Annotated in this window: 25 protein-coding genes and 1 tRNA gene; 17 read left to right on the top strand and 9 right to left on the bottom strand. The window is 62.5% G+C overall.

Annotated elements, in window-relative coordinates; all coding sequences use genetic code 11:
* Window positions 1-133 precede the first annotated feature (133 nt).
* Window positions 134-209 (top strand) — tRNA-Lys (locus tag NKJ12_RS24105).
* Between the two features lie 88 nt (window positions 210-297).
* On the opposite strand, the gene NKJ12_RS24100 is transcribed toward NKJ12_RS24105, so the two are convergent.
* Genes NKJ12_RS24100 through NKJ12_RS24080 form a run of 5 tightly spaced genes read right to left on the bottom strand, consistent with a single transcriptional unit; the run spans window position 298 to window position 4,754 of the window.
* Window positions 298-693 (bottom strand): hypothetical protein, encoded by a 396-nt coding sequence (locus NKJ12_RS24100; RefSeq protein ID WP_352705559.1) that lies wholly within the window; start codon window positions 691-693, stop codon window positions 298-300.
* 46 nt (window positions 694-739) lie between these two features.
* On the bottom strand, window positions 740-1,864 hold the full coding sequence (dprA, locus tag NKJ12_RS24095; RefSeq protein WP_352705480.1) for a DNA-processing protein DprA: 1,125 nt from the start codon (window positions 1,862-1,864) through the stop codon (window positions 740-742).
* On the bottom strand, window positions 1,861-2,448 hold the full coding sequence (gene plsY, locus NKJ12_RS24090) for a glycerol-3-phosphate 1-O-acyltransferase PlsY (protein ID WP_254817341.1): 588 nt from the start codon (window positions 2,446-2,448) through the stop codon (window positions 1,861-1,863). The genes dprA and plsY overlap by 4 nt, the downstream gene beginning before the upstream one ends.
* Before the next feature lie 57 nt (window positions 2,449-2,505).
* Entirely contained in the window at window positions 2,506-3,792 is a 1,287-nt protein-coding gene (locus tag NKJ12_RS24085) for a dihydroorotase (RefSeq protein ID WP_352705478.1), read from the bottom strand.
* Window positions 3,789-4,754: an aspartate carbamoyltransferase catalytic subunit gene (locus NKJ12_RS24080; RefSeq protein ID WP_352705477.1), complete on the bottom strand. Its 966-nt coding sequence runs from the start codon at window positions 4,752-4,754 to the stop codon at window positions 3,789-3,791. The genes NKJ12_RS24085 and NKJ12_RS24080 overlap by 4 nt, the downstream gene beginning before the upstream one ends.
* Window positions 4,755-4,909: 155 nt before the next feature.
* On the opposite strand from NKJ12_RS24080, the gene NKJ12_RS24075 reads away from it, so the two are divergent.
* From NKJ12_RS24075 to NKJ12_RS24065, 3 genes are all read left to right on the top strand, one after another.
* Entirely contained in the window at window positions 4,910-6,538 is a 1,629-nt protein-coding gene (locus NKJ12_RS24075) for a DNA alkylation response protein (RefSeq protein WP_352705476.1), read from the top strand.
* 159 nt (window positions 6,539-6,697) lie between these two features.
* Complete coding sequence (locus NKJ12_RS24070) at window positions 6,698-7,252, top strand: hypothetical protein (RefSeq protein WP_352705474.1); 555 nt, start codon at window positions 6,698-6,700, stop codon at window positions 7,250-7,252.
* Complete coding sequence (locus NKJ12_RS24065) at window positions 7,252-7,563, top strand: DUF6105 family protein (protein WP_352478942.1); 312 nt, start codon at window positions 7,252-7,254, stop codon at window positions 7,561-7,563. Before NKJ12_RS24070 ends, NKJ12_RS24065 begins: the two co-directional genes overlap by 1 nt.
* On the opposite strand, the gene ruvX is transcribed toward NKJ12_RS24065, so the two are convergent.
* On the bottom strand, window positions 7,530-8,015 hold the full coding sequence (gene ruvX / locus NKJ12_RS24060; protein WP_352478941.1) for a Holliday junction resolvase RuvX: 486 nt from the start codon (window positions 8,013-8,015) through the stop codon (window positions 7,530-7,532). The genes NKJ12_RS24065 and ruvX overlap by 34 nt on opposite strands.
* 116 nt (window positions 8,016-8,131) lie before the next feature.
* On the opposite strand from ruvX, the gene NKJ12_RS24055 reads away from it, so the two are divergent.
* The 6 genes from NKJ12_RS24055 (at window position 8,132) to NKJ12_RS24030 (ending at window position 12,497) form a co-directional block, all read left to right on the top strand.
* A complete protein-coding gene (locus NKJ12_RS24055; RefSeq protein ID WP_352705472.1) occupies window positions 8,132-8,839 on the top strand; it encodes a metal-dependent hydrolase in 708 nt (235 codons plus the stop codon).
* Window positions 8,840-8,862: 23 nt separating this feature from the next.
* Complete coding sequence (locus NKJ12_RS24050; RefSeq protein ID WP_352705470.1) at window positions 8,863-9,279, top strand: hypothetical protein; 417 nt, start codon at window positions 8,863-8,865, stop codon at window positions 9,277-9,279.
* 76 nt (window positions 9,280-9,355) lie between these two features.
* Window positions 9,356-9,643, top strand: coding sequence for an Asp-tRNA(Asn)/Glu-tRNA(Gln) amidotransferase subunit GatC (gene gatC, locus NKJ12_RS24045; protein ID WP_023674910.1), 288 nt, complete (start codon window positions 9,356-9,358; stop codon window positions 9,641-9,643).
* 7 nt (window positions 9,644-9,650) lie between these two features.
* Window positions 9,651-10,109, top strand: a complete 459-nt coding sequence (locus tag NKJ12_RS24040; RefSeq protein ID WP_352705468.1) for a GNAT family N-acetyltransferase — start codon at window positions 9,651-9,653, stop codon at window positions 10,107-10,109.
* On the top strand, window positions 10,109-11,674 hold the full coding sequence (locus NKJ12_RS24035; protein ID WP_352705466.1) for an amidase: 1,566 nt from the start codon (window positions 10,109-10,111) through the stop codon (window positions 11,672-11,674). The genes NKJ12_RS24040 and NKJ12_RS24035 overlap by 1 nt, the downstream gene beginning before the upstream one ends.
* 28 nt (window positions 11,675-11,702) lie before the next feature.
* Window positions 11,703-12,497: a YdcF family protein gene (locus NKJ12_RS24030; protein WP_352705464.1), complete on the top strand. Its 795-nt coding sequence runs from the start codon at window positions 11,703-11,705 to the stop codon at window positions 12,495-12,497.
* On the opposite strand, the gene NKJ12_RS24025 is transcribed toward NKJ12_RS24030, so the two are convergent.
* On the bottom strand, window positions 12,446-13,189 hold the full coding sequence (locus NKJ12_RS24025) for a DUF599 domain-containing protein (RefSeq protein ID WP_352705462.1): 744 nt from the start codon (window positions 13,187-13,189) through the stop codon (window positions 12,446-12,448). The genes NKJ12_RS24030 and NKJ12_RS24025 overlap by 52 nt on opposite strands.
* 170 nt (window positions 13,190-13,359) lie before the next feature.
* On the opposite strand from NKJ12_RS24025, the gene NKJ12_RS24020 reads away from it, so the two are divergent.
* The 4 genes from NKJ12_RS24020 to NKJ12_RS24005 all read left to right on the top strand — a co-directional run bounded on the left by NKJ12_RS24020 (window position 13,360) and on the right by NKJ12_RS24005 (window position 16,839).
* Entirely contained in the window at window positions 13,360-14,763 is a 1,404-nt protein-coding gene (locus NKJ12_RS24020) for an L-serine ammonia-lyase (RefSeq protein ID WP_352705460.1), read from the top strand.
* Between the two features lie 85 nt (window positions 14,764-14,848).
* Complete coding sequence (locus NKJ12_RS24015; RefSeq protein ID WP_352705458.1) at window positions 14,849-15,286, top strand: DUF1489 family protein; 438 nt, start codon at window positions 14,849-14,851, stop codon at window positions 15,284-15,286.
* A gap of 123 nt (window positions 15,287-15,409) precedes the next feature.
* Complete coding sequence (locus tag NKJ12_RS24010; RefSeq protein ID WP_352705457.1) at window positions 15,410-16,141, top strand: vWA domain-containing protein; 732 nt, start codon at window positions 15,410-15,412, stop codon at window positions 16,139-16,141.
* Window positions 16,141-16,839: a DnaJ domain-containing protein gene (locus tag NKJ12_RS24005; RefSeq protein WP_352705455.1), complete on the top strand. Its 699-nt coding sequence runs from the start codon at window positions 16,141-16,143 to the stop codon at window positions 16,837-16,839. Before NKJ12_RS24010 ends, NKJ12_RS24005 begins: the two co-directional genes overlap by 1 nt.
* Window positions 16,840-16,887: 48 nt before the next feature.
* Here NKJ12_RS24005 and NKJ12_RS24000 read toward each other — a convergent pair whose 3' ends face one another.
* A complete protein-coding gene (locus NKJ12_RS24000) occupies window positions 16,888-18,276 on the bottom strand; it encodes an SPOR domain-containing protein (protein ID WP_352705453.1) in 1,389 nt (462 codons plus the stop codon).
* Window positions 18,277-18,576: 300 nt separating this feature from the next.
* Between NKJ12_RS24000 and NKJ12_RS23995 the strand changes: the two genes are divergently transcribed.
* The 3 genes from NKJ12_RS23995 to clpA all read left to right on the top strand — a co-directional run bounded on the left by NKJ12_RS23995 (window position 18,577) and on the right by clpA (window position 21,976).
* On the top strand, window positions 18,577-18,906 hold the full coding sequence (locus NKJ12_RS23995; protein ID WP_023674920.1) for a phasin family protein: 330 nt from the start codon (window positions 18,577-18,579) through the stop codon (window positions 18,904-18,906).
* A gap of 274 nt (window positions 18,907-19,180) precedes the next feature.
* On the top strand, window positions 19,181-19,507 hold the full coding sequence (gene clpS / locus NKJ12_RS23990) for an ATP-dependent Clp protease adapter ClpS (RefSeq protein ID WP_023717744.1): 327 nt from the start codon (window positions 19,181-19,183) through the stop codon (window positions 19,505-19,507).
* A gap of 6 nt (window positions 19,508-19,513) precedes the next feature.
* Window positions 19,514-21,976 (top strand): ATP-dependent Clp protease ATP-binding subunit ClpA, encoded by a 2,463-nt coding sequence (clpA, locus tag NKJ12_RS23985; RefSeq protein WP_352705451.1) that lies wholly within the window; start codon window positions 19,514-19,516, stop codon window positions 21,974-21,976.
* A gap of 94 nt (window positions 21,977-22,070) precedes the next feature.
* On the opposite strand, the gene NKJ12_RS23980 is transcribed toward clpA, so the two are convergent.
* Window positions 22,071-22,502 (bottom strand): HIT family protein, encoded by a 432-nt coding sequence (locus tag NKJ12_RS23980; protein ID WP_352705449.1) that lies wholly within the window; start codon window positions 22,500-22,502, stop codon window positions 22,071-22,073.
* Between the last annotated feature and the right edge of the window lie 37 nt (window positions 22,503-22,539).

The raw sequence follows: 22,539 nt of genomic DNA, 5'->3' as shown, positions 1-22,539 counted from the left end.
GCCGAAGCGCACCGCACGGCATGATGACGCGGCAGGAAGGCACGGTCCGGGAGCCGTCTTTTTCCGGTTGACCGGCAGAGGCACTCTCCCTATGTTCCGCGCAATTTCGAGGGCGGCCTTTCTGAGCCCGCGGGAGCGCGTAGCTCAGCCGGTAGAGCAACTGACTTTTAATCAGTAGGTCATGGGTTCGAATCCCATCGCGCTCACCAAATCCAGAGTGGTACGGCCCGGAGACATGGGTAACAGTTTGTACCTACGACATGGGTGACAGCCTCGTGCCGAACGCATGCAGTGGCGTTAGCCGCCCGCGCCATCGTCCATCATCGTGCCGGTGAGCGCCTCATAGGCTCTGCTGCACACCTGAGAACCCGGACAATCCTTCACGATAAGTACTGGCGCCACGGTAAGAACCGCCGCGGCAAGGATTTGCAGGAAAAGACCGACGGCGCTTACCTTCCTGCCGAACGCGCCGGCCAGGAAAAAGTAGAGACCCTGGGCCATGCAGGCTGCCGTCAGAATGCCCAGAAGCGTGCTGGTCGCTCTTGCGAAGGGCGTTATGTAGCCGTCGGGAAAACCCGACATGCCGAGATCCATCGACCATTGCAGCGCCAGCATGACACTCAGCGCTGACCAGACAAGGGCCGTCATACGAGTGAACAGCATCTGCTTTGGTTTGTTGCTCGGATCGGCCATCGCGATCACGTCGGAATTGCTTGCCGGGACATGCGCAAGTTCTGGGTCAAATCAGTGAGACGTTGCCTCCGGCATGGCGTTCGAGCCGGGCGGCGAGGTCGAGCTCCAGCAGCACCATGAACACTTGGGCGGGATGCAGGCCGGTGTGGCGGATGATCTCGTCCACTGATACCGGCGTCGGGCCGAGCGCTTCGACGACGCGGTCGCGATCGTCTTCGCGCGGCGGCGGTGTTGCCGAAAAGTCGGGCGGCTCTTCAAGCGGCGATGTCCTTGGCGACCAGCCGCCGACCAGCGGCGCTATGGCACCGGTGATATCGGCGGCCTCGGTCACAAGGGTGGCGCCGTCCTTGAGCAGGCCATTGGCGCCGGCGGCGCGCGGATCGAGCGGTGAACCGGGAACGGCGAAAACCAGCCGCCCCATCTCGCCGGCGAGGCGGGCGCTGATCAGCGAGCCGGAGCGCTGTGCGGCCTCGACCACTACCAATCCCAATGCAGCACCGGCGACGAGCCGGTTGCGGCGCGGAAAGTCCTGTGCGCGCGGCTGCCAGCCGAACGGCATTTCGGAAATGATGGCGCCGCCACCCTCGGCGATCTCGTCGCACAGGCCGGCATTTTCGGGCGGGTAGGGCAAATCGAGGCCGCCGGCGAGCACGCCGATCGTGCCGGTCGAAAGGCTGCCCTGGTGAGCGGCCGTATCGATGCCGCGCGCCAGGCCGGAAACAATGCCATAGCCGTCGCGGCCGAGATCCGCCGCCAGCATCCGCGCCATCTTGATGCCTGCCAGCGATGCGTTGCGAGCGCCGACGATAGCGACCGCTGGCAAGCGGAACACCGCGCTGTTGCCCCTGACCGCGAGCAGCGGCGGCGGATGATCCATGCTTTTCATCAGCGGCGGATAATCCGCCTCGCCGATGCCGACGAAGCGGGCGCCGGCCCGCCGGGCCGTCTCCAGCTCCGCCTCGACCTCGGCAATGGACGGGATGCGGACGATTTTTTTGGCGCCACCCGAAATCATCAGCTCGGGCAGCATCGATAATGCTGCTTCGGCCGAACCGAACCGGTTGATCAGGTCGCGAAAGGAAGCCGGGCCGACATTCGGCGTGCGGATCAGACGAAGCCAGCTCAGCCGCTGCCGGTCGCTGAGGCGCGGCCCGGAGTCGGGCTCGCTCACTCCTTGGCCCCGATCTTACCCTCGGTGCCGGCAAGCAGCCGCGCAATGTTGGCGCGGTGCTTTACGATGACGATGAGGCTCATCGCCGCGAAAAGCCCGGCAATCTGCTGGGTGCTCAGGAAATACAGGGCAACGGGCACGACGACCGCTGCCGTCAGTGCCGCAAGCGAGGAGAAGCGGAACAGGAAGGCCACCGCCAGCCAGACGACGGCGAAGATCAGCGCCACTTGCCAGGCAAGGCCGATCAGCACGCCAAGGTAAGTGGCGACACCCTTGCCCCCCTTGAAGCCGAGCCAGACCGGAAAAAGATGACCTGAAAACGCGCCGAATCCGGCCCAAAGTCCGAGCTCGGGCGCAAAGCGGCCTGCGATCAACACCGCCGCGGTGCCCTTCAGCGCATCGAGCAGCAGCGTGGCCGCGGCCAAGCCCTTGTTGCCGGTGCGCAGCACATTGGTGGCGCCGATGTTGCCGGAGCCGATGTTGCGCACGTCGCCGAGGCCGGCGGCACGGGTGATCAGCAGGCCAAACGGGATCGAGCCGAGAAGATAGCCGAACACCAATGCCAAGACGGGACTGTAAACCATTGTTCCCCCGAACTTTCCTTGGCTGAGCGAATTTGAAGACGTGACACCCGCTTCGTCCTAGGCCGAAAACACTGTGCGACCCGCCACCATCGTTTGCAAGACCTTGCCTTGCAGTCGCGCGCCTTCGAAACAGGTGTTTTTCGAGCGTGAGCGGATGCCGCTCTCGCTAACGATCCATGGCTCGTCCAGATCGACGAGCGCAAGGTCGGCCAATGCCCCCGGTTTCAGCGTGCCGCCGGGCAGGCTGAACAATCTTGCCGGCGCGGTCGACAGCGTCTCGATCAGCCGCAGCAGCATCACGTCGCCATTGTGATAGAGCCGCAACGCTGCGCCCAGCAGCGTTTCCAGCCCGATGGCGCCGGCCGCAGCATCGGCAAAGGGCAGGCGCTTGGTGTCGACGTCCTGCGGGTCGTGCGAGGAGACGATGAGGTCGATGGTGCCGTCCTTGATCGCTTCGATCATCGCCAGCCGGTCTTCCTCGGCGCGCAGCGGCGGCGTCAGCCGGAAGAAGGTGCGGTACTCGCCGACATCGTTCTCGTTGAGCGACAGATTGTGGATCGACACGCCGGATGTGACATTGGCGCCTTCGGCCTTGGCTCGCGTCACAGCAGCCGCCGCCATCGCCGTCGAGATCTTGGCCGCGTGATAGGCGCCGCCGGTCAGCCGCGCCAGCGCCAGATCGCGCTCCAGCGGGATGGATTCGGCCTCGCGCGGAATACCGGCAAGGCCGAGCCAACTTGCATATAGGCCTTCATTCATCACGCCTGACGAGGCGAGATCGGCATCCTGGGTTTCGTGGGCGATCACGCCACCGAAATCGCGCGCATAGGTCAGCGCCCGGCGCATCACCAGCGCGCTGGATATGATGTGGCGACCGTCAGTGAAGGCGACCGCGCCGGCTTCGAGGAGCAGGCCGAACTCGGTCATCTCACGGCCTTCGAGACCCTTGGTGATCGCCGCTGCCGGAAAGATGTTGACGATGGCTGTATCCTTGGCGGTGCGCAGCACAAACTCGACCAATGCGACATTGTCGATCACCGGGTCGGTATCGGGCATCATCACAATCGAGGTGACGCCGCCGGCCGCTGCCGCCACGCTGGCCGAGGCGATGGTCTCCCGGTGTTCGCCGCCCGGTTCGCCGATGAAGACACGCGCATCGATCAGGCCGGGGATGATCGCCTTGCCGGCGCACTCGATGATCGTGGCGGCTTCGGGCGCGCCCTGGTTCAAGGCCGCCTTGCCAGCGGCAACAATTTTGCGCCCTTCGACGATGACGGTGCCGATCTCATCGATGCCGCGCGATGGGTCGACGATGCGGGCGCGGCTGAAGACCGTTATGCTCATCGGCCCCGACCCTCGTGGTTTCGACGCGGGTCGAGCAGCGCTTCCATCACCGCCATGCGTACGGCGACGCCCATCTCAACCTGTTCCTGGATGACGCTTTGCGGGCCGTCGGCGATCTCCGAGGCGATCTCTACGCCGCGGTTCATCGGGCCGGGATGCATAACCAGCGCACCGTCCTTGGCCGCCTTCAGCTTCTCGGCGTCGAGGCCGAAATAGCGGAAATATTCGCGCACCGACGGTACGAAAGCGCCTTCCATGCGTTCGCGCTGCAGGCGCAGCATCATTACCACGTCGGCGTCCTTCAGACCCTCGGCCATGGAACGGGTGACGATGACGCCCATCTTCGCGATGCCGGTGGGCAAAAGCGTCGAAGGGGCGACGACCCTGACCTGGGCACCAAGCGCGTTGAGCAGGATGATATTGGAGCGGGCCACGCGCGAATGCAGGATGTCGCCGCAGATCGCCACGATCAGCTTCGACAGCGGACCCTTGGCGCGGCGGATGGTCAGTGCGTCGAGCAGTGCCTGGGTAGGATGCTCATGGGCGCCGTCGCCGGCATTGACCACCGAGCAGCCGACTTTTTGGGCAAGAAGTGCTGCCGCGCCGGCCGATTGATGGCGGATGATCAATATGTCGGGACGCATGGCATTCAGCGTCATCGCAGTATCGATCAGCGTCTCGCCCTTTTTCACCGAAGAGCTCGCTACGGACATGTTCATGACGTCGGCGCCGAGCCGTTTGCCGGCCAGCTCGAACGACGATTGCGTACGGGTCGAGGCTTCGTAGAACAGATTGATCTGGGTGCGGCCGCGCAGCGTCGATGTCTTCTTGTCCGATTGCCGCGAGATGGCAACGGCCTGGTCCGCCCGGTCGAGCAGAAGCTCGATGTCGGCGGGGGAAAGATCGCGGATGCCCAGAAGATGGCGGTGGGGATAAAGTGGCAGGGACGATGCGTCGGTCATCTCAAGTCGCTGCTATAGGGGGGAGGCTCCGCGGCTGCAAGCATCGGCTTGGGATTGGATCGGTTCTCCCCGGTATTTTCGTCGCGCGCCGCTAGCCATAGGCTATAAACCGCCTTGGCTTTGGATTCGCAGCCTTCAGGTGATAAGGACGAAGCGTGACTGACGACGTGACCAACCAGCCGCCGCCGCTGGCCGGCGGCAACGCCTGGCGGGGCGATCCGTTGCTGATCCAGCTTGCCGAGCGCTTTTCCGATCCGGTGCGTAAGGACCTCGACGGGCTTGGCCGTTTCGTTCTGACACATGAGGCGCAGGAGCTGGCTCGTCTTGCCAATGTCGAGACGCCGAAGCTCAGGACCCATGATCGCCAGGGCCGGCGCATCGACCAGGTCGAGTTCCATCCCGCCTATCACGCGCTCATGCGCCGCTCTGTTGCCAACGGGCTGCATTCGTCGGTCTGGGAGAATGGCGACGCCGAGATCGGCCGTCGCCACCAGGTGCGCGCCGCGCGCTTTTATCTCACGGCTGAGCTCGAGACCGGGCATCTCTGCCCGATCACCATGACCAGCGCTTCGCTGGCAGCGCTGATGGCCAGCCCGAAGCTGTTTCGCGAATGGGCGCCGCGGGTGACGACGCGCAAGTACGATCAAAGCCAAAAGCCGCCGGTCGAAAAAGCAGGGCTGACACTCGGCATGGGCATGACCGAGAAGCAAGGCGGCACCGATGTCCGCTCCAACGTCACCAAGGCGGAGCGCGCCGGCAGCGGGTTTTATCGCCTGACCGGCCACAAATGGTTCATGTCGGCGCCGATGTCGGATGCCTTCCTGGTGCTCGGACAGGTGGCGGAGGGACTGTCGTGCTTTCTCGTGCCCCGCTTGCTCGGCGACGGATCCGGTAACGGCTTCCGTTTTCAACGGCTGAAGGACAAGCTCGGCAACCGCTCCAATGCCTCGTCGGAGGTGGAATTCGTCAATGCCATCGGCGAGATGGTCGGCGAGTCCGGCGCCGGCGTAAAGACGATCATGGATATGGTGACCCTGACGCGGCTCGACTGCGCCGTCGCCTCTTCGGCGATCATGCGGGCCGGACTGGCCGAGGCTGTCCACCACACGCGCCACCGCAAGGTGTTTGGAACAAATCTGATCGAGCAGCCGCTGATGCAGCGTGTGCTGGCCGATATGGCGCTCGACGTTGCCGCCGCTACCGCGCTGTCGTTCCGGCTGGCGCGCTCCTTCGACGAGGCGGCCGGCGACCGCGGCGAGGCGGCCTTCGCCCGCGCCATGACGCCTGTCGTCAAATACTGGGTCTGCAAGATTGCGCCGCCGCTGCTCTATGAAGCGATGGAGTGCCTCGGCGGCAATGGCTATGTCGAGGAGGGGCCGCTCGCCCGCTACTATCGCGAAGCTCCGGTCAACGCGATCTGGGAAGGTTCAGGCAACGTCATGGCGCTCGACGTGTTGCGCGTGCTCGGCCGCGCGCCAGGCCTGTTCGACGACGTGCTGGCCGGCATCGACCGTGATCTAGGCGCCGGCGGACGCGGCACCGTCGGCGTGCTCAAGGCGGCAATGCAGGTCGCTGCAACCGACGAGGGCTCGGCGCGGCTCTTGACCGAGCAATTGGCATTGTCGGCGGCGGCGGCAGAGCTTCGCAGGCTGGGGGCAGGGCGGATCGCCGACGCCTTCGTCGAAACGCGCCTCGCCGGCCAGTGGCGCAATACCTATGGCATGATCGATTCGCGCCATGATGCCCGCATGATCATCGATACGCTCTACCCGCCGATCAACTAGGTGCCGTTGCCAAATTCGCTGCCGCTCTCGCGCCCCTGTGGATGGCCGTTAACCTTAACGAATGGTTTCCATTGCGGCGGCCGGTGGCAAAGCCCAATGTTATGGTTAAGGCAAGGACTGTTCAGCTTGAGCGGCTTTGCCCTGCGAAGCGGGAGCGTCATGCGGCATATTCTGAGCTCTTTTCTGGCATTGCATTGGGCGGCCGTTTTCGCCCTGCTGGCGTTCATCTGCATCGACGGGAATCGAGGCGTGGCGACGGCCCTTGGCGTACTGGGCGTTCCCGTCCAGAACACTCGATTTGCCGATCTCGAAAACGCCGTCGTCGTGGCACCGCTCGCCGTGGCACTGCTTGTCGTCGCGGTGTTGTTCTGCTGGGCCTTTGTTGAAGCACTGACCAGCCACGCGACCAACCCGGAACCTGCCGACAGCGTCGTGCGGATCGCCTTCATCTCCGCCTTGGGCGTGCTGTCGCTGATAGTCATCGGCGGCGCCGCGCAAGGCATCAATGGGCTGTTCATGGTTGTCGCGGTGCAATTGGCGGCACTTCTGGCGTCCTATGTCGCGATGCTCGCCGAGAGGCGGTCGGCCGTTGCCGCGGCAGTTCCAGGGACCGGGGACATCCGAGCGGCCGCGCATGTCATGGCCAAGGCAGCGGCGCATAATTCCTCGCTTGCCCGCATTTCCGGCCGGCTGGATTCGAGGGACGACCGCTGATGCGCACCTTGTTCGCGCTTTGGGCGGCTCCGCTCCTCTTGTTTTGGGGCTGGTTCTTTCTGTCGCTCAACGACATCAATTTCGGCTACGTCATGCTGAGCCGTCAATTGCACGATCTCGTCTTCCAGCTCTATGGACAGATGCTCGGCGTCGATCCGGCACTCATTCCGGGCATGGTGGCGAAAGCTTGCGTGTTCGATGGGCTGCTGCTGACGGGGTTCTGGGCATTTCGCCGCCGCAAGGCGATTGGTGGCTGGATCACGGCGATGCGCAACCGTTATTTCGACCAGGCATCGACGCCGAGCACCTGAAGCCGGTCGAGAACGCCTTGGAGGATAAAAGCGGCCGCCGCAGAATCGATCTTGCCGGCGCGTTTCTTGCGGGAAAAATCCATCTCGATCAGCGTCCGCTCGGCCGCCACCGTCGACAGCCTTTCGTCCCAAAAGACGAAGGGCAGATCGGTCAATCCAGCCATATTGCGCACGAAAGCGCGAGATTTTTGGGCGCGCGCGCCTTCCGAGCCGTCCATATTGATGGGGAGGCCGATCACTACGGCGCCGGCATTTTCCTTCTGTAGCAGAGCGAGCAGCACTGCGGCATCGAGGGAGAATTTCCTGCGCATGATGACAGAGCGCGGGTGGGCGAAGGACAAGCCGCGATCGGAAACCGCCACGCCGATCGTCTTGTCGCCGAGGTCGAGACCGGCCAGGGTCTTGCCGCCGCCGAGCCGGGCCGGCAACTCCTCGATGGTGATGATGCCCAATGGCTTTTCCTTTGACCGCGACGCCGCACGTCCTATACGCGCAAAGCGTGCGCGGCACTTTAATTTCGCCGTCGGCGTTCTATCCTCTACCGAAGCAAAAATCGAGGAAAGCATTGATGAAACTGACCTGGTACGGACATTCGGCATTCCGAATCGACATCGAAGGCGCGAAAATCCTCATCGACCCCTATCTGGTCGGTAATCCGTCGTGGACGGGTGGGTGGGAAGGGCCGGCCGAAGGGGTCACGCACGTGTTGCTCACCCATGGCCACAGCGACCACATCAGCGGCGCCATCGAAGTGCTCAAGAAGAGCGGCGCGATGGTGGTCGCCAATTTCGAGATTTGCATGTACCTGGTCGGCAAGGGCGTCGGTAACAAGCAGATCAATCCCGGCAATATCGGCGGTACGGTCGATTGCGGCGGCTTCACCACCACCTTCGTTCAGGCTCTGCATTCATCGTCGTTTCCGGGCGAGGGCGGCGAGAATACCTATCTCGGCAATCCGGGCGGGCTTGTCCTGCACTTCCCCGAGGACAAGACCCTTTATCACATGGGCGACACCGACATCTTTTCCGACATGGCCCTGATCAACGAGTTGCATGAACCGAAGATCGGCATCGTGCCGATCGGCGATCGCTTCACCATGGGCGGCGCGGTGGCAGCCCTTGCCTGCCAGCGTTTCTTCAAGTTCGAGACGGTCGTTCCCGCTCATTTCGGCACATTTCCGATGATAGATCAGACCGCCGATAAGTTTGTGGCCGGGCTGGACGGATCGGGTGTGAAAGTGGCGTTGCCGAAGATCGGCGAGACGATTACGCTGTAGCGACAGCGAACCGGAATGACGACATGGATCTGAGAAATTCTCTTTGCATTTCCATGCTGGTTGCCGCGTCGCCGGCGCTGGCCGCCGGGGATTTCATCAACGGGGTCTATCTGCAATCGGAGGATCTCTGCGCGCAGACCAAAAAGGATACGCTGCAGACGGTGATCGAGGGCGGCAATATCGTGCTGTCGGCAAATGGGGTGGAAAGCATCGAATATAATTGTGAATTCCTGCAGATCACCAAAGCGACACGCTCACCAAGCTGGGCGGTGACCGCTATATGCCAGGAGCCGGGCTACGTCTTTCCCGATGTTCTCTCACTGACACAGATGAGCCCGAAGCAGATCGACCTGGTATCGGTTCGGCCTGCCGCCGACGAAGGCGAGCAGAGCGGTAACGGCGGCAGTTATTTCCTCTGCGACGGCGTCACGATGCCATAGGGCAGTTGTCGGCACGATGCATGTTGCGCGGCACGCGTTGCGCCGCTATAGCGCTGGTTTTCCCCGAGGCACAAACATGTCCGTTGATATAAAAACCGTGAAGCGCGTCGCGCACCTTGCCCGTATTGCGGTGAGCGAGGAGGATGCAGAGCGTATGACCGGCGAATTGAACGCCATTTTGGGCTTTGTCGAGCAGTTGAATGAGGTCGATGTTTCCGGCGTCGAGCCGATGACCTCGGTCACGCCGATGGCAATGAAAAAGCGCCAGGATGTCGTCACCGACGGCGGCAAGGCAGCTGACATCGTCGCCAACGCGCCAGCGACCGAAGAGAATTTCTTCCTTGTGCCGAAGGTCGTGGAGTAGCAGGCCGATGGCAATCGACATCGCCGCTGAGACGCCGCTGCAGGACGATGTGCGTGGGCTGGTCGAAGAGCTGAACGCCACATTGCTGGAGCTGACGCCGCCGGACCATTGCTATCATTTGACCGTCGAGCAGATGGCGGATCGCGGCACGACCGTTTTCATCGCCCGCGATAACGGCCTTGCCATCGCTTGCGGCGCACTGAAGCGCCACGATGCTGTGGTCGGCGAGGTCAAGCGGATGTATACGCGACCTTCGCATCGCGGCCGCAAGATCGGCGCGAAGATTGTCGAGCGTATCGAGGCGCTGGCGCGCCAAGAAGGGCTTAAGCGTCTGGTGCTGGAGACGGGCGACCGTCATCCCGCCGCCTGGACCGTCTACGAACGCGCCGGCTTTTCGCGCTGCGGCCCGGTACTGGATTATCCCGATTCCGAGTGGTCGGTGTTTTACGAAAAGAGCCTTGCCTGATGACCGACCTGACCCAGCTGACGATTTCGCAGGCCCGCACCAAACTGCGCTCCAGGGAGATCACTGCCACCGAAATCACCGAGGCCTATCTATCGGCGATCGAGCGAGCCAATCCGGCGCTCAATGCCTATGTCGTGGTCACCGACGACAAGGCGCGCGACATGGCCAAGGCCTCCGACGCGAAATTGGCCAAGGGCGAGGGCGGGTCGCTCGAGGGTATCCCGCTCGGCATCAAGGATTTGTTCGGCACCGAAGGCGTCCACACCCAGGCCTGCAGCCATGTGCTGGACGGCTTCAAGCCGCGCTACGAATCGACGGTCACCGCCAATCTGTGGGCGGATGGCGCCGTCATGCTCGGCAAGCTCAACATGGACGAGTTCGCCATGGGCTCGTCCAACGAGACCTCGTATTATGGGCCGGTCATCAATCCGTGGCGGCGTTCGCGCCTCGACACGGTGGTGATGCCGACGACACACCAGGGCGAGGGTGGCTTCGTTTCGGCGGGCGGCACCAGGACCGCGCGCACGTTGGACAATGCCCAACTGGTGCCGGGCGGTTCGTCCGGTGGATCGGCATCAGCTGTCTCGGCCTTCCTGTGCGCAGGCGCCACCGCCACCGACACCGGCGGTTCGATTCGCCAGCCCGCCGCCTTCACTGGCACAGTCGGCATCAAGCCGACCTATGGCCGCTGCTCGCGCTGGGGGATCGTAGCGTTCGCCTCGTCGCTCGACCAGGCCGGGCCGATCGCGCGCGACGTCCGCGATGCCGCGATCCTGTTGAAGTCGATGGCTTCGGTCGACCCGAAGGACACGACGTCCGTCGACCTGCCGGTGCCGGACTACGAGGCGGCGATCGGCCGCCCGATCAAGGGCATGAAGGTCGGCATCCCCAAGGAATATAGAGTCGACGGCATGCCCGCGGAGATCGAGGCGCTGTGGCAGAAAGGCATTGCCTGGCTGCGGGATGCCGGCGCCGAGATCGTCGATATCTCGCTGCCGCACACCAAATACGCGCTGCCGGCCTATTACATCGTGGCGCCGGCCGAAGCCTCGTCCAACCTCGCCCGTTACGACGGGGTCCGCTATGGGTTGCGCGTGCCCGGCAGGGACATTGTCGACATGTATGAAAAGACCCGCGCTGCCGGCTTCGGGCGCGAGGTCAAGCGCCGCATCATGATCGGCACCTATGTGCTTTCCGCCGGCTACTACGATGCCTACTATCTGCAGGCGCAGAAGGTTCGAACCCTGATCAAGCGCGACTTCGAAAATGTGTTTGCCGCAGGCGTCGACGTCATCCTGACGCCGGCAACGCCTTCCGCCGCGTTCGGCATCGCCGACGAGGACATGGCCGCCGACCCGGTCAAGATGTATCTCAACGACATTTTTACGGTGACAGTGAACATGGCCGGACTGCCCGGCATAGCGGTTCCGGCTGGGCTCGACGCCAAGGGGCTGCCGCTCGGCCTGCAGCTGATCGGCCGGCCCTTCGACGAGGAAACGCTGTTCCAGACCGCCCATGTCATCGAACAGGCGGCCGGCACATTTCAGCCGGAAAAATGGTGGTAGGATCGTTTCTCATCTGAGGGGGTGAGGGATGTTCTTCTATGTCTCCAAGATTCTCTGGTTCTTCGTTCAGCCGTTGAATCTCGCGATCTTCCTGCTGCTGGCGGGGCTGGTCGCGGCGATGTTCGGCCGGCGGCGATTGGCGGCCGTCGGCAGCACTCTTGCCTTCCTCATCCTTGTTGTTGCGACATGGAGCCCGCTCGGCCCCATGATGCTAAATCCGCTGGAGGAGCGCTTCCCCAGGCCGCCGCTGCCGGAAAAGGTTGACGGTATCATAGTGCTTGGCGGCAGTCTGGATGGCGCCGTCAATCTGGTGCGTGGCGGCTATGAAATGAACTCCAGTGGCGACCGGATGGTCGAGGCGGCCGTGCTGGCGCGGCGGTTTCCGACAGCGAAAGTCGTTATCTCCGGTGGCAGCATCGAAACCTTCCGCGGCGGCGAAGGCGATGCAGATACCGCACCCCGTCTTTTTGCCGCTTTCGGCGTGGCGGCCGATCGGCTGATCCTCGAGAACAAATCCCGCAGCACCTACGAGAACGCTGTCTTTACCAGGGAACTGGTGACGCCGAAACCGGGCGAAACCTGGTTGCTGGTGACCTCGGCCTTCCATATGCCACGCGCCAAGGCGCTGTTCGACAAAGCCGGCTTTTCGACCGTTCCGTGGCCGGTCGACTATCGCACTTCCGGCAAGGAAAGCATCGGCACCTTGCCTTATCCCGGCGACTGGCTGGAGGTCACCACTGTTGCGATCCGCGAATGGATAGGGCTCACCGCCTATTGGCTGTCGGGCCGCATCGATCGGCCTTTCCCCGGACCGGGCGGCTGACCGAGCACCGCCTGCCGCGCCGCCGAGAAAAACTGGCGGCGCACCAGCACCGCCAGGAGCAGCAGCGTCGACAGGACGAACACCGCGGGATCGACGAACCAGCCAAGATAGCCAATCGAGAAGAACACGCCGCGCAGGCCCGAATTGAAATGCTTTCCGGCCAACATGTTCATGCGCGCGGCACGCCACACCGCCGTTTCGGTGACCGGATTGCGCGACGCCTCGCCATGCGGAATCGGCACGGCGCCGATCAGGATCGAGCAATAGTTGAACAGCCGGTAAGCCCAGCCGAACTTGAAGAAGGAAAAGGCCAGGATCAGCACCAGCCCGAACACCTTCGTCTGGAAGGCCGCGCGTGAGGACGTGGCGCCAAACGGCAGGTCGCTGAGCACGGTCAGAACCTGATCGGAGGCGCCGAGCAGGGCAAAACAGCCGCCGATCGCAATCAGCGAACTGGAGGCAAAGAAGGCGGTCCCCTGTTGCAGCCCGCTCATGATAGCGGTGTCGACGATGCGGATCTCGCGTTCGGCCATGGTCCGCATCCAGGCCTCGCGCTGCGCGTTCATAGCCCTCGTCAGCGACATGCGGCTGACCAGCATTCCGTCGGCGGCGAGCGTATGCAGCACCCACGCGGCAAGGAAGAACCCCAGCGCCGCAAGGTCGGCCATCGATAGATGAAAGGAATCGCTCATGCGTTGCTTTTACCACAGGCGGAGGGGACGCTTCGATGGCCGAAGCTGGAATGTCGCTGCCGGAGCAAACAAGGTCGGCAGGCGCTGTGCCGCGATCTTCAAAACAGCGGAAAACATCACGAGAATTCCTATATGTAGACCTCAACAAGGTCCCAGGAGAAAACGCCCACGTGTTCCTTTCGGTTTTCGACCTGTTCAAGATCGGCATCGGCCCATCGAGTTCGCACACGATGGGGCCGATGACCGCTGCGCGGCGGTTTCTCGACGAGATTGCGGGAGACGACTGGCCGCGCCCGGCCGGCGCCAAGGTCGACCGGATCGCGGCCAGCCTGCATGGCTCGCTCGCCTATACCGGCATCGGCCATGGCTCCGATCGTGCCGTGGTGCTCGGCCTCGCCGGCCAGACGCCGCAGACGGTGGATCCCGACCAGGCGGACGGCATCGTCGCTCGCATCGCCGCCGAGAAGCGGATCTCGCCGCCCGGCCATCCGTCCTATCGTTTTGACCCGGCAATGGACCTGGTGCTGGATCGCAAGATGCCGCTGCCGGGTCACGCCAATGGCATGGCCTTCTCTGCCTATGATGCCGCCGACCGGTTGCTGCTGAGGCGCGTCTATTATTCGATCGGCGGCGGCTTCGTGATGTCCGAGGAGGAACTGCAGCGGATGAAAGCAAGGGGCTCGGCGACAACCGAAGGCAAGAAGGTTCCGTATCCGTTCAAGAACGCCGTCGAAATGCTGTCCATGGCAGCGAAAAGCGGGCTTTCCATTGCCGAGATGAAGCGCGTCAACGAGGAGACGCAGATGTCGCGCGACGAGCTCGACGCCGGCCTCGACGGCATCTGGAGCGCCATGAAGGGCTGCATCGAGCGCGGCCTGTCGCAAGACGGCATCATGCCGGGCGGACTCAAGGTGCGCCGCCGTGCCCGGATGCTGCACGACAAGCTGCAGGAGCAATGGCAGCAGAACCGGCCCAACCCGCTGCTCGCCAACGACTGGCTGTCGATCTATGCGATGGCGGTCAATGAGGAGAACGCCGCCGGCGGCCGTGTCGTCACCGCGCCAACCAATGGGGCGGCTGGCACTCTGCCCGCAGTGCTGCGCTACTGGTTGCATTTCCATCCAGAAGCCGACCAGCCCAGCATTCGCGATTTCCTGCTGACGGCGGCGGCCGTCGGCGGCATCATCAAAACCAATGCTTCGATCTCGGGGGCGGAAGTCGGCTGCCAGGGCGAGGTCGGTTCGGCTTCGGCAATGGCTGCGGCGGGATTATGCGCCGTCATGGGTGGCACGCCCGAGCAGGTCGAGAACGCTGCCGAGATCGCGTTGGAACATCATCTCGGCATGACCTGCGATCCAGTCGGCGGGCTGGTGCAGGTGCCGTGTATCGAACGCAACGCGCTTGGTGCCGTCAAGGCGGTGACCGCCGCTTCGCTGGCCATCAAGGGCGACGGCGTTCATTTCGTGCCGCTCGATGCCGCGATCGAGACGATGCGCCAGACCGGCCTCGACATGAACGAAAAGTACAAGGAAACCAGCCTTGGCGGATTGGCAGTCAATGTCGTGGAGTGCTGAGCGCCAATTTGGCGGCCTGGACCACCACTGTGGAGAAGTCGATCAGGCCGTTGACGCGTTCGCGTGCTGGACTAAACCTTAAACGATGTCTCTCAATCTCATAAAGCTTTGCGTCGGCTGTGACAGCGTCGAGGATCTGGAAGAGTGGATTGCCTTCCGTCTCGACGAGCGGCGCCGCGCCGGCGAACCGGCCGAGCACTACCACACCACCCGCATGGTGCCGACACGCGGCGTCGAGATTACCGACGGCGGCTCGCTCTACTGGGTGATCAAGGGCAATGTCCAATGCCGCCAGCTGATCACCGAAATCCGGCCCTTCACCGATGACGAGGGCATCGGCCGTTGCCATCTGATCCTCGATCCCGAGGTCGTGCGCACTGACTGGCAACCGCGCCGTGCATTCCAGGGATGGCGCTACCTAAAGCAGGCGGACGCGCCGGCCGATCTCGGCAAGGGCAAAGCCGGGCTGATCGAGATGCCGCCGAAGCTCAGGCGAGAGCTTGCCGATCTCGGCCTGCTCTGACGCCGGGAAACCGCAACGCCAAGACCACCAGCCGAAGTGCTTGTACGCAATTGCCATCATCGGTCCTCCAGGTTGTCTCATCCGGGCTTGCAAGCCGGGGAACAACGCCACATCTTGAATGTCATGAGCGACAAGAAGCAGCCCGTGCCTGCAAGGGCCAATCCTGCACCGGTCGAGTCTCAATCGAGCACCGGCGAGATCGACGCGTTTCTCCGTCAGGCAAGGACGCTCGCTGCATCCGCCACCGGTTCAGGCAGGCTGATCCTGTCCCTCGACGCGACGATGAGCCGCCAGCCGACCTGGGATCTCGCCTGTGCGTTGCAGGCCGAGATGTTCGACGCCGTCGGCAAGGCTGGGGCGCTCAAGGTTCAACTTGTCTATTTTCGCGGCCTTGGTGAGTGCCGCTCCTCCGCATTCGTTACCGATACCGAAGCTCTGAAACAGCTGATGACGCGCATCGACTGCCGCAGCGGCCATACCCAGATACGCAAGGTGCTAGCCCATGCGCTGAAACAGACGGCGGCGGCCAAGGTCAACGCGCTGGTCTACATCGGCGACGCGATGGAAGAAAACATAGATGATCTGGCCGAAAAAGCCGGCAGCCTCGGTCTGCACGGCGTTCCTGTCTTCGTCTTTCAGGAGGGCGATGATGCCGCCGCGGAAAAGGCGTTCAAGGAAATTGCGCGGCTGTCGAAAGGGGCCTGGTTCCGCTTCGATCGGCGGGCTGCCGCAACCTTGGCCGGCCTGCTTTCGTCTGTCGCCGTGTTTGCCACCGGCGGGCTGAAAGCACTGGAGGCTCGGGGCAGACCGGAAGACCAGCTGATGATCGAGCATATGCGGGGCGGCGGAAACTGATGGGCGCAATTATCGCTTTTGTAGCGCTGCTTCTAGTGCTTCTCGGCATGCTCACCATCTTCCTGCGTGCCGATGCGGCGAAGCTTGCAGGCGGCATGAGAACGCTTGGACCTGTACTGCTCGGGCTGGTCGGCGTCGCCGTGCTGCTGGTCGGGCGCGAGGGCATCGGCGGCTTGATCCTGTCGGTTGCGCTCGCCTGGTACGGCTCCATGCGCATGAATCGGCCGGCGGCAAAACTGGCACAAGGCAAGCGTTCGACAGTTCGTACCGCGGCGCTTGAGATGGAACTCGATCACGATACCGGCGGCCTCGAAGGCCTCGTGCTGGCCGGGCGCCATGAAGGCAAGATGCTTGGCTCGATGGGGCGTGCCGAATTGCAGCAACTCTATCGCGAACTCTCCGGCGATCCGGAGAGCCGTCAATTGCTAGAGACGTATCTTGACGGCAGATTTCCCATCTGGCGCAAAGACGCTGATGCGAATGACGGCGAAGGGCTGGGTGTTGCGCCAGGTTCTGGCGCCATGACTAAGGAGGAGGCCTACAAGATCCTTGGTCTTGAAGCGGGGGCTGCCGCGGCGGATGTCCGCAAGGCGCACCGCCGCCTGATGCAGCGCCTGCACCCCGATATCGGTGGCACGTCTTTCCTGGCGGCGCGGATCAATGAAGCCAAGGACGTCTTGCTCTCCAATCACAACTAGTCTCCTTCGACGCAGAACTTTCGGGAAAGATATCGTTTCGCGCGCCGCTTACTGCTGGACGGCGTAGCACTCGATCTTCTTCTTTTTCAAAGCGTTGCAGGCCTTCCAGGCAGCGGTCTTCGAACCGAAACCACCGAACCGGGCGCGGTAGTAGGTGACGCCGTCCTTGTCGAAGGCGACGGTGAAACCGGAGGCATCGGCCAGAACGGAGGGTGCCTGCTTCGTCGCCTTGTCGAGGAAAGCCTTCGCTTCGGCCTGTTTTGGCGACGAGGCGACCTGTATTGCCCAGCCGGATGGCACCGAGGCCGTGCTGACCGGATCGACCTCTGCCGCCGGTTCGGCATAGGCTGCGGCGACCCGGGCTGTCGCCACGTCGTCCACGGTCGCCGCGGCCGTCGTCTTGACCCTCTTGGCCTGAACGACCGGAGTGGTTTCTTCAACGACGGGCGCATTTTCCTCGACAAGGGAGGCAACGGCATCGTCGTTCGGCTTACTGTCCGGTGTCGGCGCGTCATGGTTCGGTAGAAATACCTTGGCCAAGGCTGAAATCGGATTGCCACCGCCAGCCTTGGCAATCAGCACGCCGCCGCCGCTCGACGAGGCCTTCGGCATGTAGGCAGTGATCAACCCGGCCATCTGGCTGTCGCGGCTGCCGCCGGATCTGCCGCCCATGACCACCGCTACGATCCGCCGATCGCCATCCGAGACCGAGGAGACCAGATTGTAACCGGAGGCGCGGGTGTAACCGGTCTTGATGCCGTCGACGCCCTTGATGCGTCCGAGCAGACGGTTATGGCCGTTGATGCGCTGCCGCCCATAAAGAAAGGAGCGCTGCGAGAAATAGCCGTAATATTGCGGAAAATGCTCTCTCAGGGCGATGCCGAGCATCGCCATGTCGCGCGCGGTTGTGAACTGGCCGGGATCAGGCAAGCCGTTGGCGTTGCGGAAAACGGTTCCCCTCATGCCCAGCGCCCGCGCCTTGGCGGTCATCATGCGGGCGAAATTGGCTTCATTGCCGCCGAGCATCTCGCCAAGCGCCGTTGCGGAATCGTTTGCCGATTTGGTCACCATCGACAGGATCGCGGTCTCGACCGTGACCGAGCTGCCGCGCTTGACGCCTAGCTTCGTCGGCGGCTCGGCAGCGGCATTGGCCGAGAACACGACCGGGGAATTCTTGTTGATCCTGCCCTTCGCCAATGCCTCGAACGTCAGATAAAGCGTCATCATCTTGGTAAGCGAGGCTGGATAGCGCCGGCCATCGGCATCCGACGAATAAAGCACCTTGCCGGTCTTGGCATCGATGACGATGGCCGCCGACTTGGCCGCCATGGATGAAGCCGCGTCCGCGACGACGAAGCTCAGCGCCATGGCGAGGATCATGATCGTTTTGAGGGGGGACGCGGATTTGGAAACGAAGCCCGACAACGCCTTACGCACTGATAGTTCCTTTGAATTTCCGTTGCCTTAGAGGCGGCAAAGGGGTCCTGCCTCACCTTCGGCCACGCTAACGCGGGCAGCGTTACCAATCCGTTTATGGTAACCGCCGCGTTCACCATTTTCTGCGGGATTGAGCTTCTCTTTATTCGAATCTTAGCGATTGCCGGCAGCTCACGATGCGCATTGCCGCGGGAATCTTGACTTTTTGTGCACTGCACAATATATTTACACGCATTGCACAACGCGGCCCGGACAAGGCGCGTCTATCGTCCAAGGCAACCGTTCAAGGGAAAGCGTGAAATGACCCAGACCTATGAAGATTTCAGCAAATACGGCAAGGAATTTGCGGACACCGGATTGAAGAGCTTCGCCTCGCTGTCCAAGGGTGCACAGGCTATCGCCGCCGAGGCGGGCGAGTACACCAAGAAAAGCTTCGAAGCCGGTAGCGCCGCTGTCGAGAAGCTCTTTTCCGCCAAGTCGCTGGACAAGGCGATCGAGATCCAGTCCGACTATGCCAAGCAGTCCTATGAGAGCTTCGTCACCGAGGCCACCAAGCTTGGCGATCTCTATGCCGAACTCGCCAAGGAAGCTTACAAGCCGTTCGAATCGATCGTCGCCAAGGCGAAGTAAATTCGACGAACATTCCGAGCCGGCCCCTGGGCTTGCAAAGACAAACCCGGTCGCGAACGCACGGCCGGGTTTTTTCATGCCAGCTCGAAATCGGGGGCCTACGGTCTTCACGATTTGAAAAATCGGGCAAGTTTGGCCACCTAGCCATATTGTCAGCTAAACAGAAGGGCTTAAAATCGTCCATCGAACACCTACATGTCGAGCATGCATGAGGATTCGAAAGAGGCAGGACTACGTGACTACAGGTTTGACTGCCACGAGCTACGTGGTGCGAATGCAGAACGGCAGCAACGGCAATGAGGCCGGTCGCGGCACGGCCGTCATCACGCGCACAAAAACCAAGACCAAGAAGCCCAGTCTGTATCGGGTCCTCATTCTTAACGACGACTACACACCCATGGAATTCGTGGTCCACGTGCTGGAGCGCTTTTTCCAGAAGGACCGCGAAGCCGCCACACGCATAATGCTTCATGTTCACAATCATGGGGTGGGCGAGTGCGGGGTCTATACATTCGAGGTGGCCGAGACCAAAGTGTCTCAGGTCATGGATTTCGCCCGACAGAATCAGCATCCGCTGCAATGCGTGATGGAGAAGAAGTGAGGTAACATGCCGGCTTTCTCCCAAGGCCTGGAAAAGGCGCTTCACCAAGCGCTGACGCTCGCCAATGAGCGGCACCATGAATATGCAACCCTTGAACATTTGCTGCTCGCTCTGATCGACGACACCGAGGCGGCGGCCGTCATGCGTGCCTGCAACGTCGATCTCGACGAGTTGAAGCATACGGTTCTCACCTATATCGACACCGAGCTCGACAATCTCGTCACCGGCTACGATGAAGATTCCAAGCCGACTGCCGGTTTCCAGCGCGTCATCCAGCGCGCGGTGATCCATGTGCAGTCGTCAGGCCGCGAAGAAGTGTCCGGCGCCAACGTGCTCGTCGCCATCTTCGCTGAGCGTGAGAGCCACGCCGCTTACTTCCTGCAGGAACAGCAGATGACCCGCTACGACGCGGTCAACTACATCTCGCATGGCATCGCCAAGCGGCCCGGCGCTTCCGAGACGCGTACCCCGCGCGGCGCCGACGACGAGCAAGGCAGCCAGAGCGGAGCCGAGCCGCAAGAGGAAGGCGGCAAGAAGAAGCAGCAGCAGGACGCGCTGACTGCCTATTGCGTCAACCTGAACAACAAGGCCAAGGCCGGCAAGATCGATCCATTGATCGGTCGCGAGAGCGAGATCAACCGGACCATCCAGGTGCTGTGCCGCCGCTCCAAGAACAACCCGCTCTATGTCGGTGATCCCGGCGTCGGCAAGACGGCTATCGCCGAAGGCCTCGCCAAGCGCATCGTCGAGGGCGACGTTCCCGAAGTGTTGCACAATGCCACCATCTTCGCGCTCGACATGGGCACGCTGCTGGCCGGCACCCGCTATCGCGGCGATTTCGAGGAGCGGCTGAAGCAGGTCGTCAAGGAGCTCGAGGATTATCCCGGCGCCGTGCTGTTCATCGATGAAATCCACACCGTGATCGGGGCAGGGGCCACCTCCGGCGGCGCCATGGATGCATCGAACCTGTTAAAACCCGCACTGTCGTCCGGCGCCATCCGCTGCATCGGCTCGACCACCTACAAGGAATTCCGCCAGTTCTTCGAGAAGGACCGCGCGCTGGTGCGGCGCTTCCAGAAGATCGACGTCAACGAGCCGACGGTCGAGGACGCCATCGAGATCATGAAGGGCCTCAAGCCTTATTTCGAAGAGTTCCACAAGGTCCGCTACACGAGCGAGGCGATCAAGGCTTCGGTCGAACTCTCGGCGCGTTACATCAACGACCGCAAGCTGCCGGACAAGGCGATCGACGTGATCGACGAGACAGGTGCCTCGCAAATGCTGGTGCCGGAAGCCAAGCGCAAGAAGACCATCGGCATCAAGGAGATCGAAGCGACGATCGCCACGATGGCGCGCATCCCGCCGAAGACGGTTTCCGCCGACGACGAGAAGGTGCTGCAAGGCCTCGATATCGAGTTGAAGCGTGTCGTTTACGGCCAGGACACCGCGATCACAGCGCTGACCTCGGCCATCAAGCTGGCGCGGGCCGGCCTGCGGGAACCGGAAAAGCCGATCGGCTCGTACCTGTTCTCGGGCCCGACCGGTGTCGGCAAGACGGAAGTGGCCAAGCAGCTCGCCGCCTCGCTCGGCGTGGAGCTGATCCGCTTCGACATGTCGGAATATATGGAACGCCACACCGTTTCGCGGTTGATCGGCGCGCCTCCAGGCTATGTCGGCTTCGACCAGGGCGGCCTTCTGACCGACGGCGTCGACCAGCATCCGCATTGCGTGCTGTTGCTGGACGAAGTCGAGAAGGCGCATCCGGACCTGTTCAACATCCTGTTGCAGGTCATGGACCACGGCAAGCTGACCGACCATAACGGCAAGCAGATCGACTTCCGCAATGTCATCCTGATCATGACCACCAATGCGGGCGCATCCGATGCGCAGCGCGCGGCGATCGGTTTCGGTTCGACCAAGCGCGAAGGCGACGATGTCGAGGCGATCAACCGGCTGTTCACGCCGGAGTTCCGCAACCGTCTCGATGCGATCATTCCGTTCGGCTCGCTGCCGGTGCCGGTCATCCATCAGGTGGTGCAGAAGTTCGTCATGCAGCTGGAAGCGCAGCTTTCCGAGCGTGGCGTGACCTTCGACTTGTCGCAGGATGCAATCGCATGGCTGGCCGACAAGGGCTATGACGAGCGCATGGGCGCCCGGCCGCTTGGCCGTGTCATCCAGGAGCACATCAAGAAGCCGCTAGCCGACGAGGTGCTGTTCGGCAAGCTCAAGAAGGGCGGCACGGTGCGTGTCACCGTCGAGAAGAAGGAAACCGGCGAGACCGGCCTGAAGCTCGAATCGCTCGCCGACGAGGCGCCGGTGAAGCCGAAGAAGGAAGAGCCGGACGACGTGCCGAAGGCCAAGAAGGCGAAGAAGCCCGCCGCGAAAAAGGCGTTGGCGCAGAAGCCGGAACCGAAAGGTAAGGACGGCGGCAAGCGCAGTCTCGTGCCGCAACTGCCGCGTAAGAACTGACGAACCAGCCAGTAAAAAAGCCCCGGAAACGGGGCTTTTTTTGTGACACCCTCCGGTTAAGCACCCGGCGCCCGCCGGAGCGGTTTGCGCCGGTTCAGCTTGCCAGCGCCATCCGTATCTTGCCGGCGTTCTGGGCCAGGACTTCAGGCTTTTCCATCTGTCCGCTGTGCGGTTTCAGGGGAACGCCCTCGAAGCGCGGAATGACATGGACGTGAAGGTGAAAGACAGTCTGCCCCGAAGCTGGTTCGTTGAACTGCATAACCGTGACGCCATCGGCATCGAAGGCCTTCTTTACGGCCCGCGCAACTTTCTGGACGTGAGCGAAGAGCGGGCCAAGCACCGCCGGATCCGCGTCAAGCAGGTTGCGCGACGGCGCTTTCGGCACCACCAGCGTGTGCCCCTGTCCTTGCGGCATCACATCCATGAAGACAATGACCGCTTCATCCTCGTAGACGCGGTGCGAAGGGATTTCTCCGCGCAGGATTTTGGCGAAGATGTTGCTGCTGTCGTAGGTTGCTTCGGCCATGGCGCGCGCTCCGGTTCTTGGGTCGCTGTCTCGTGTA

The organism is Mesorhizobium sp. M0195, from assembly GCF_040322115.1.
Classification (GTDB): domain Bacteria; phylum Pseudomonadota; class Alphaproteobacteria; order Rhizobiales; family Rhizobiaceae; genus Mesorhizobium.
Note: the sequence above shows the minus strand (reverse complement) of the source record. Positions and strands in the feature narration are given on the sequence as shown.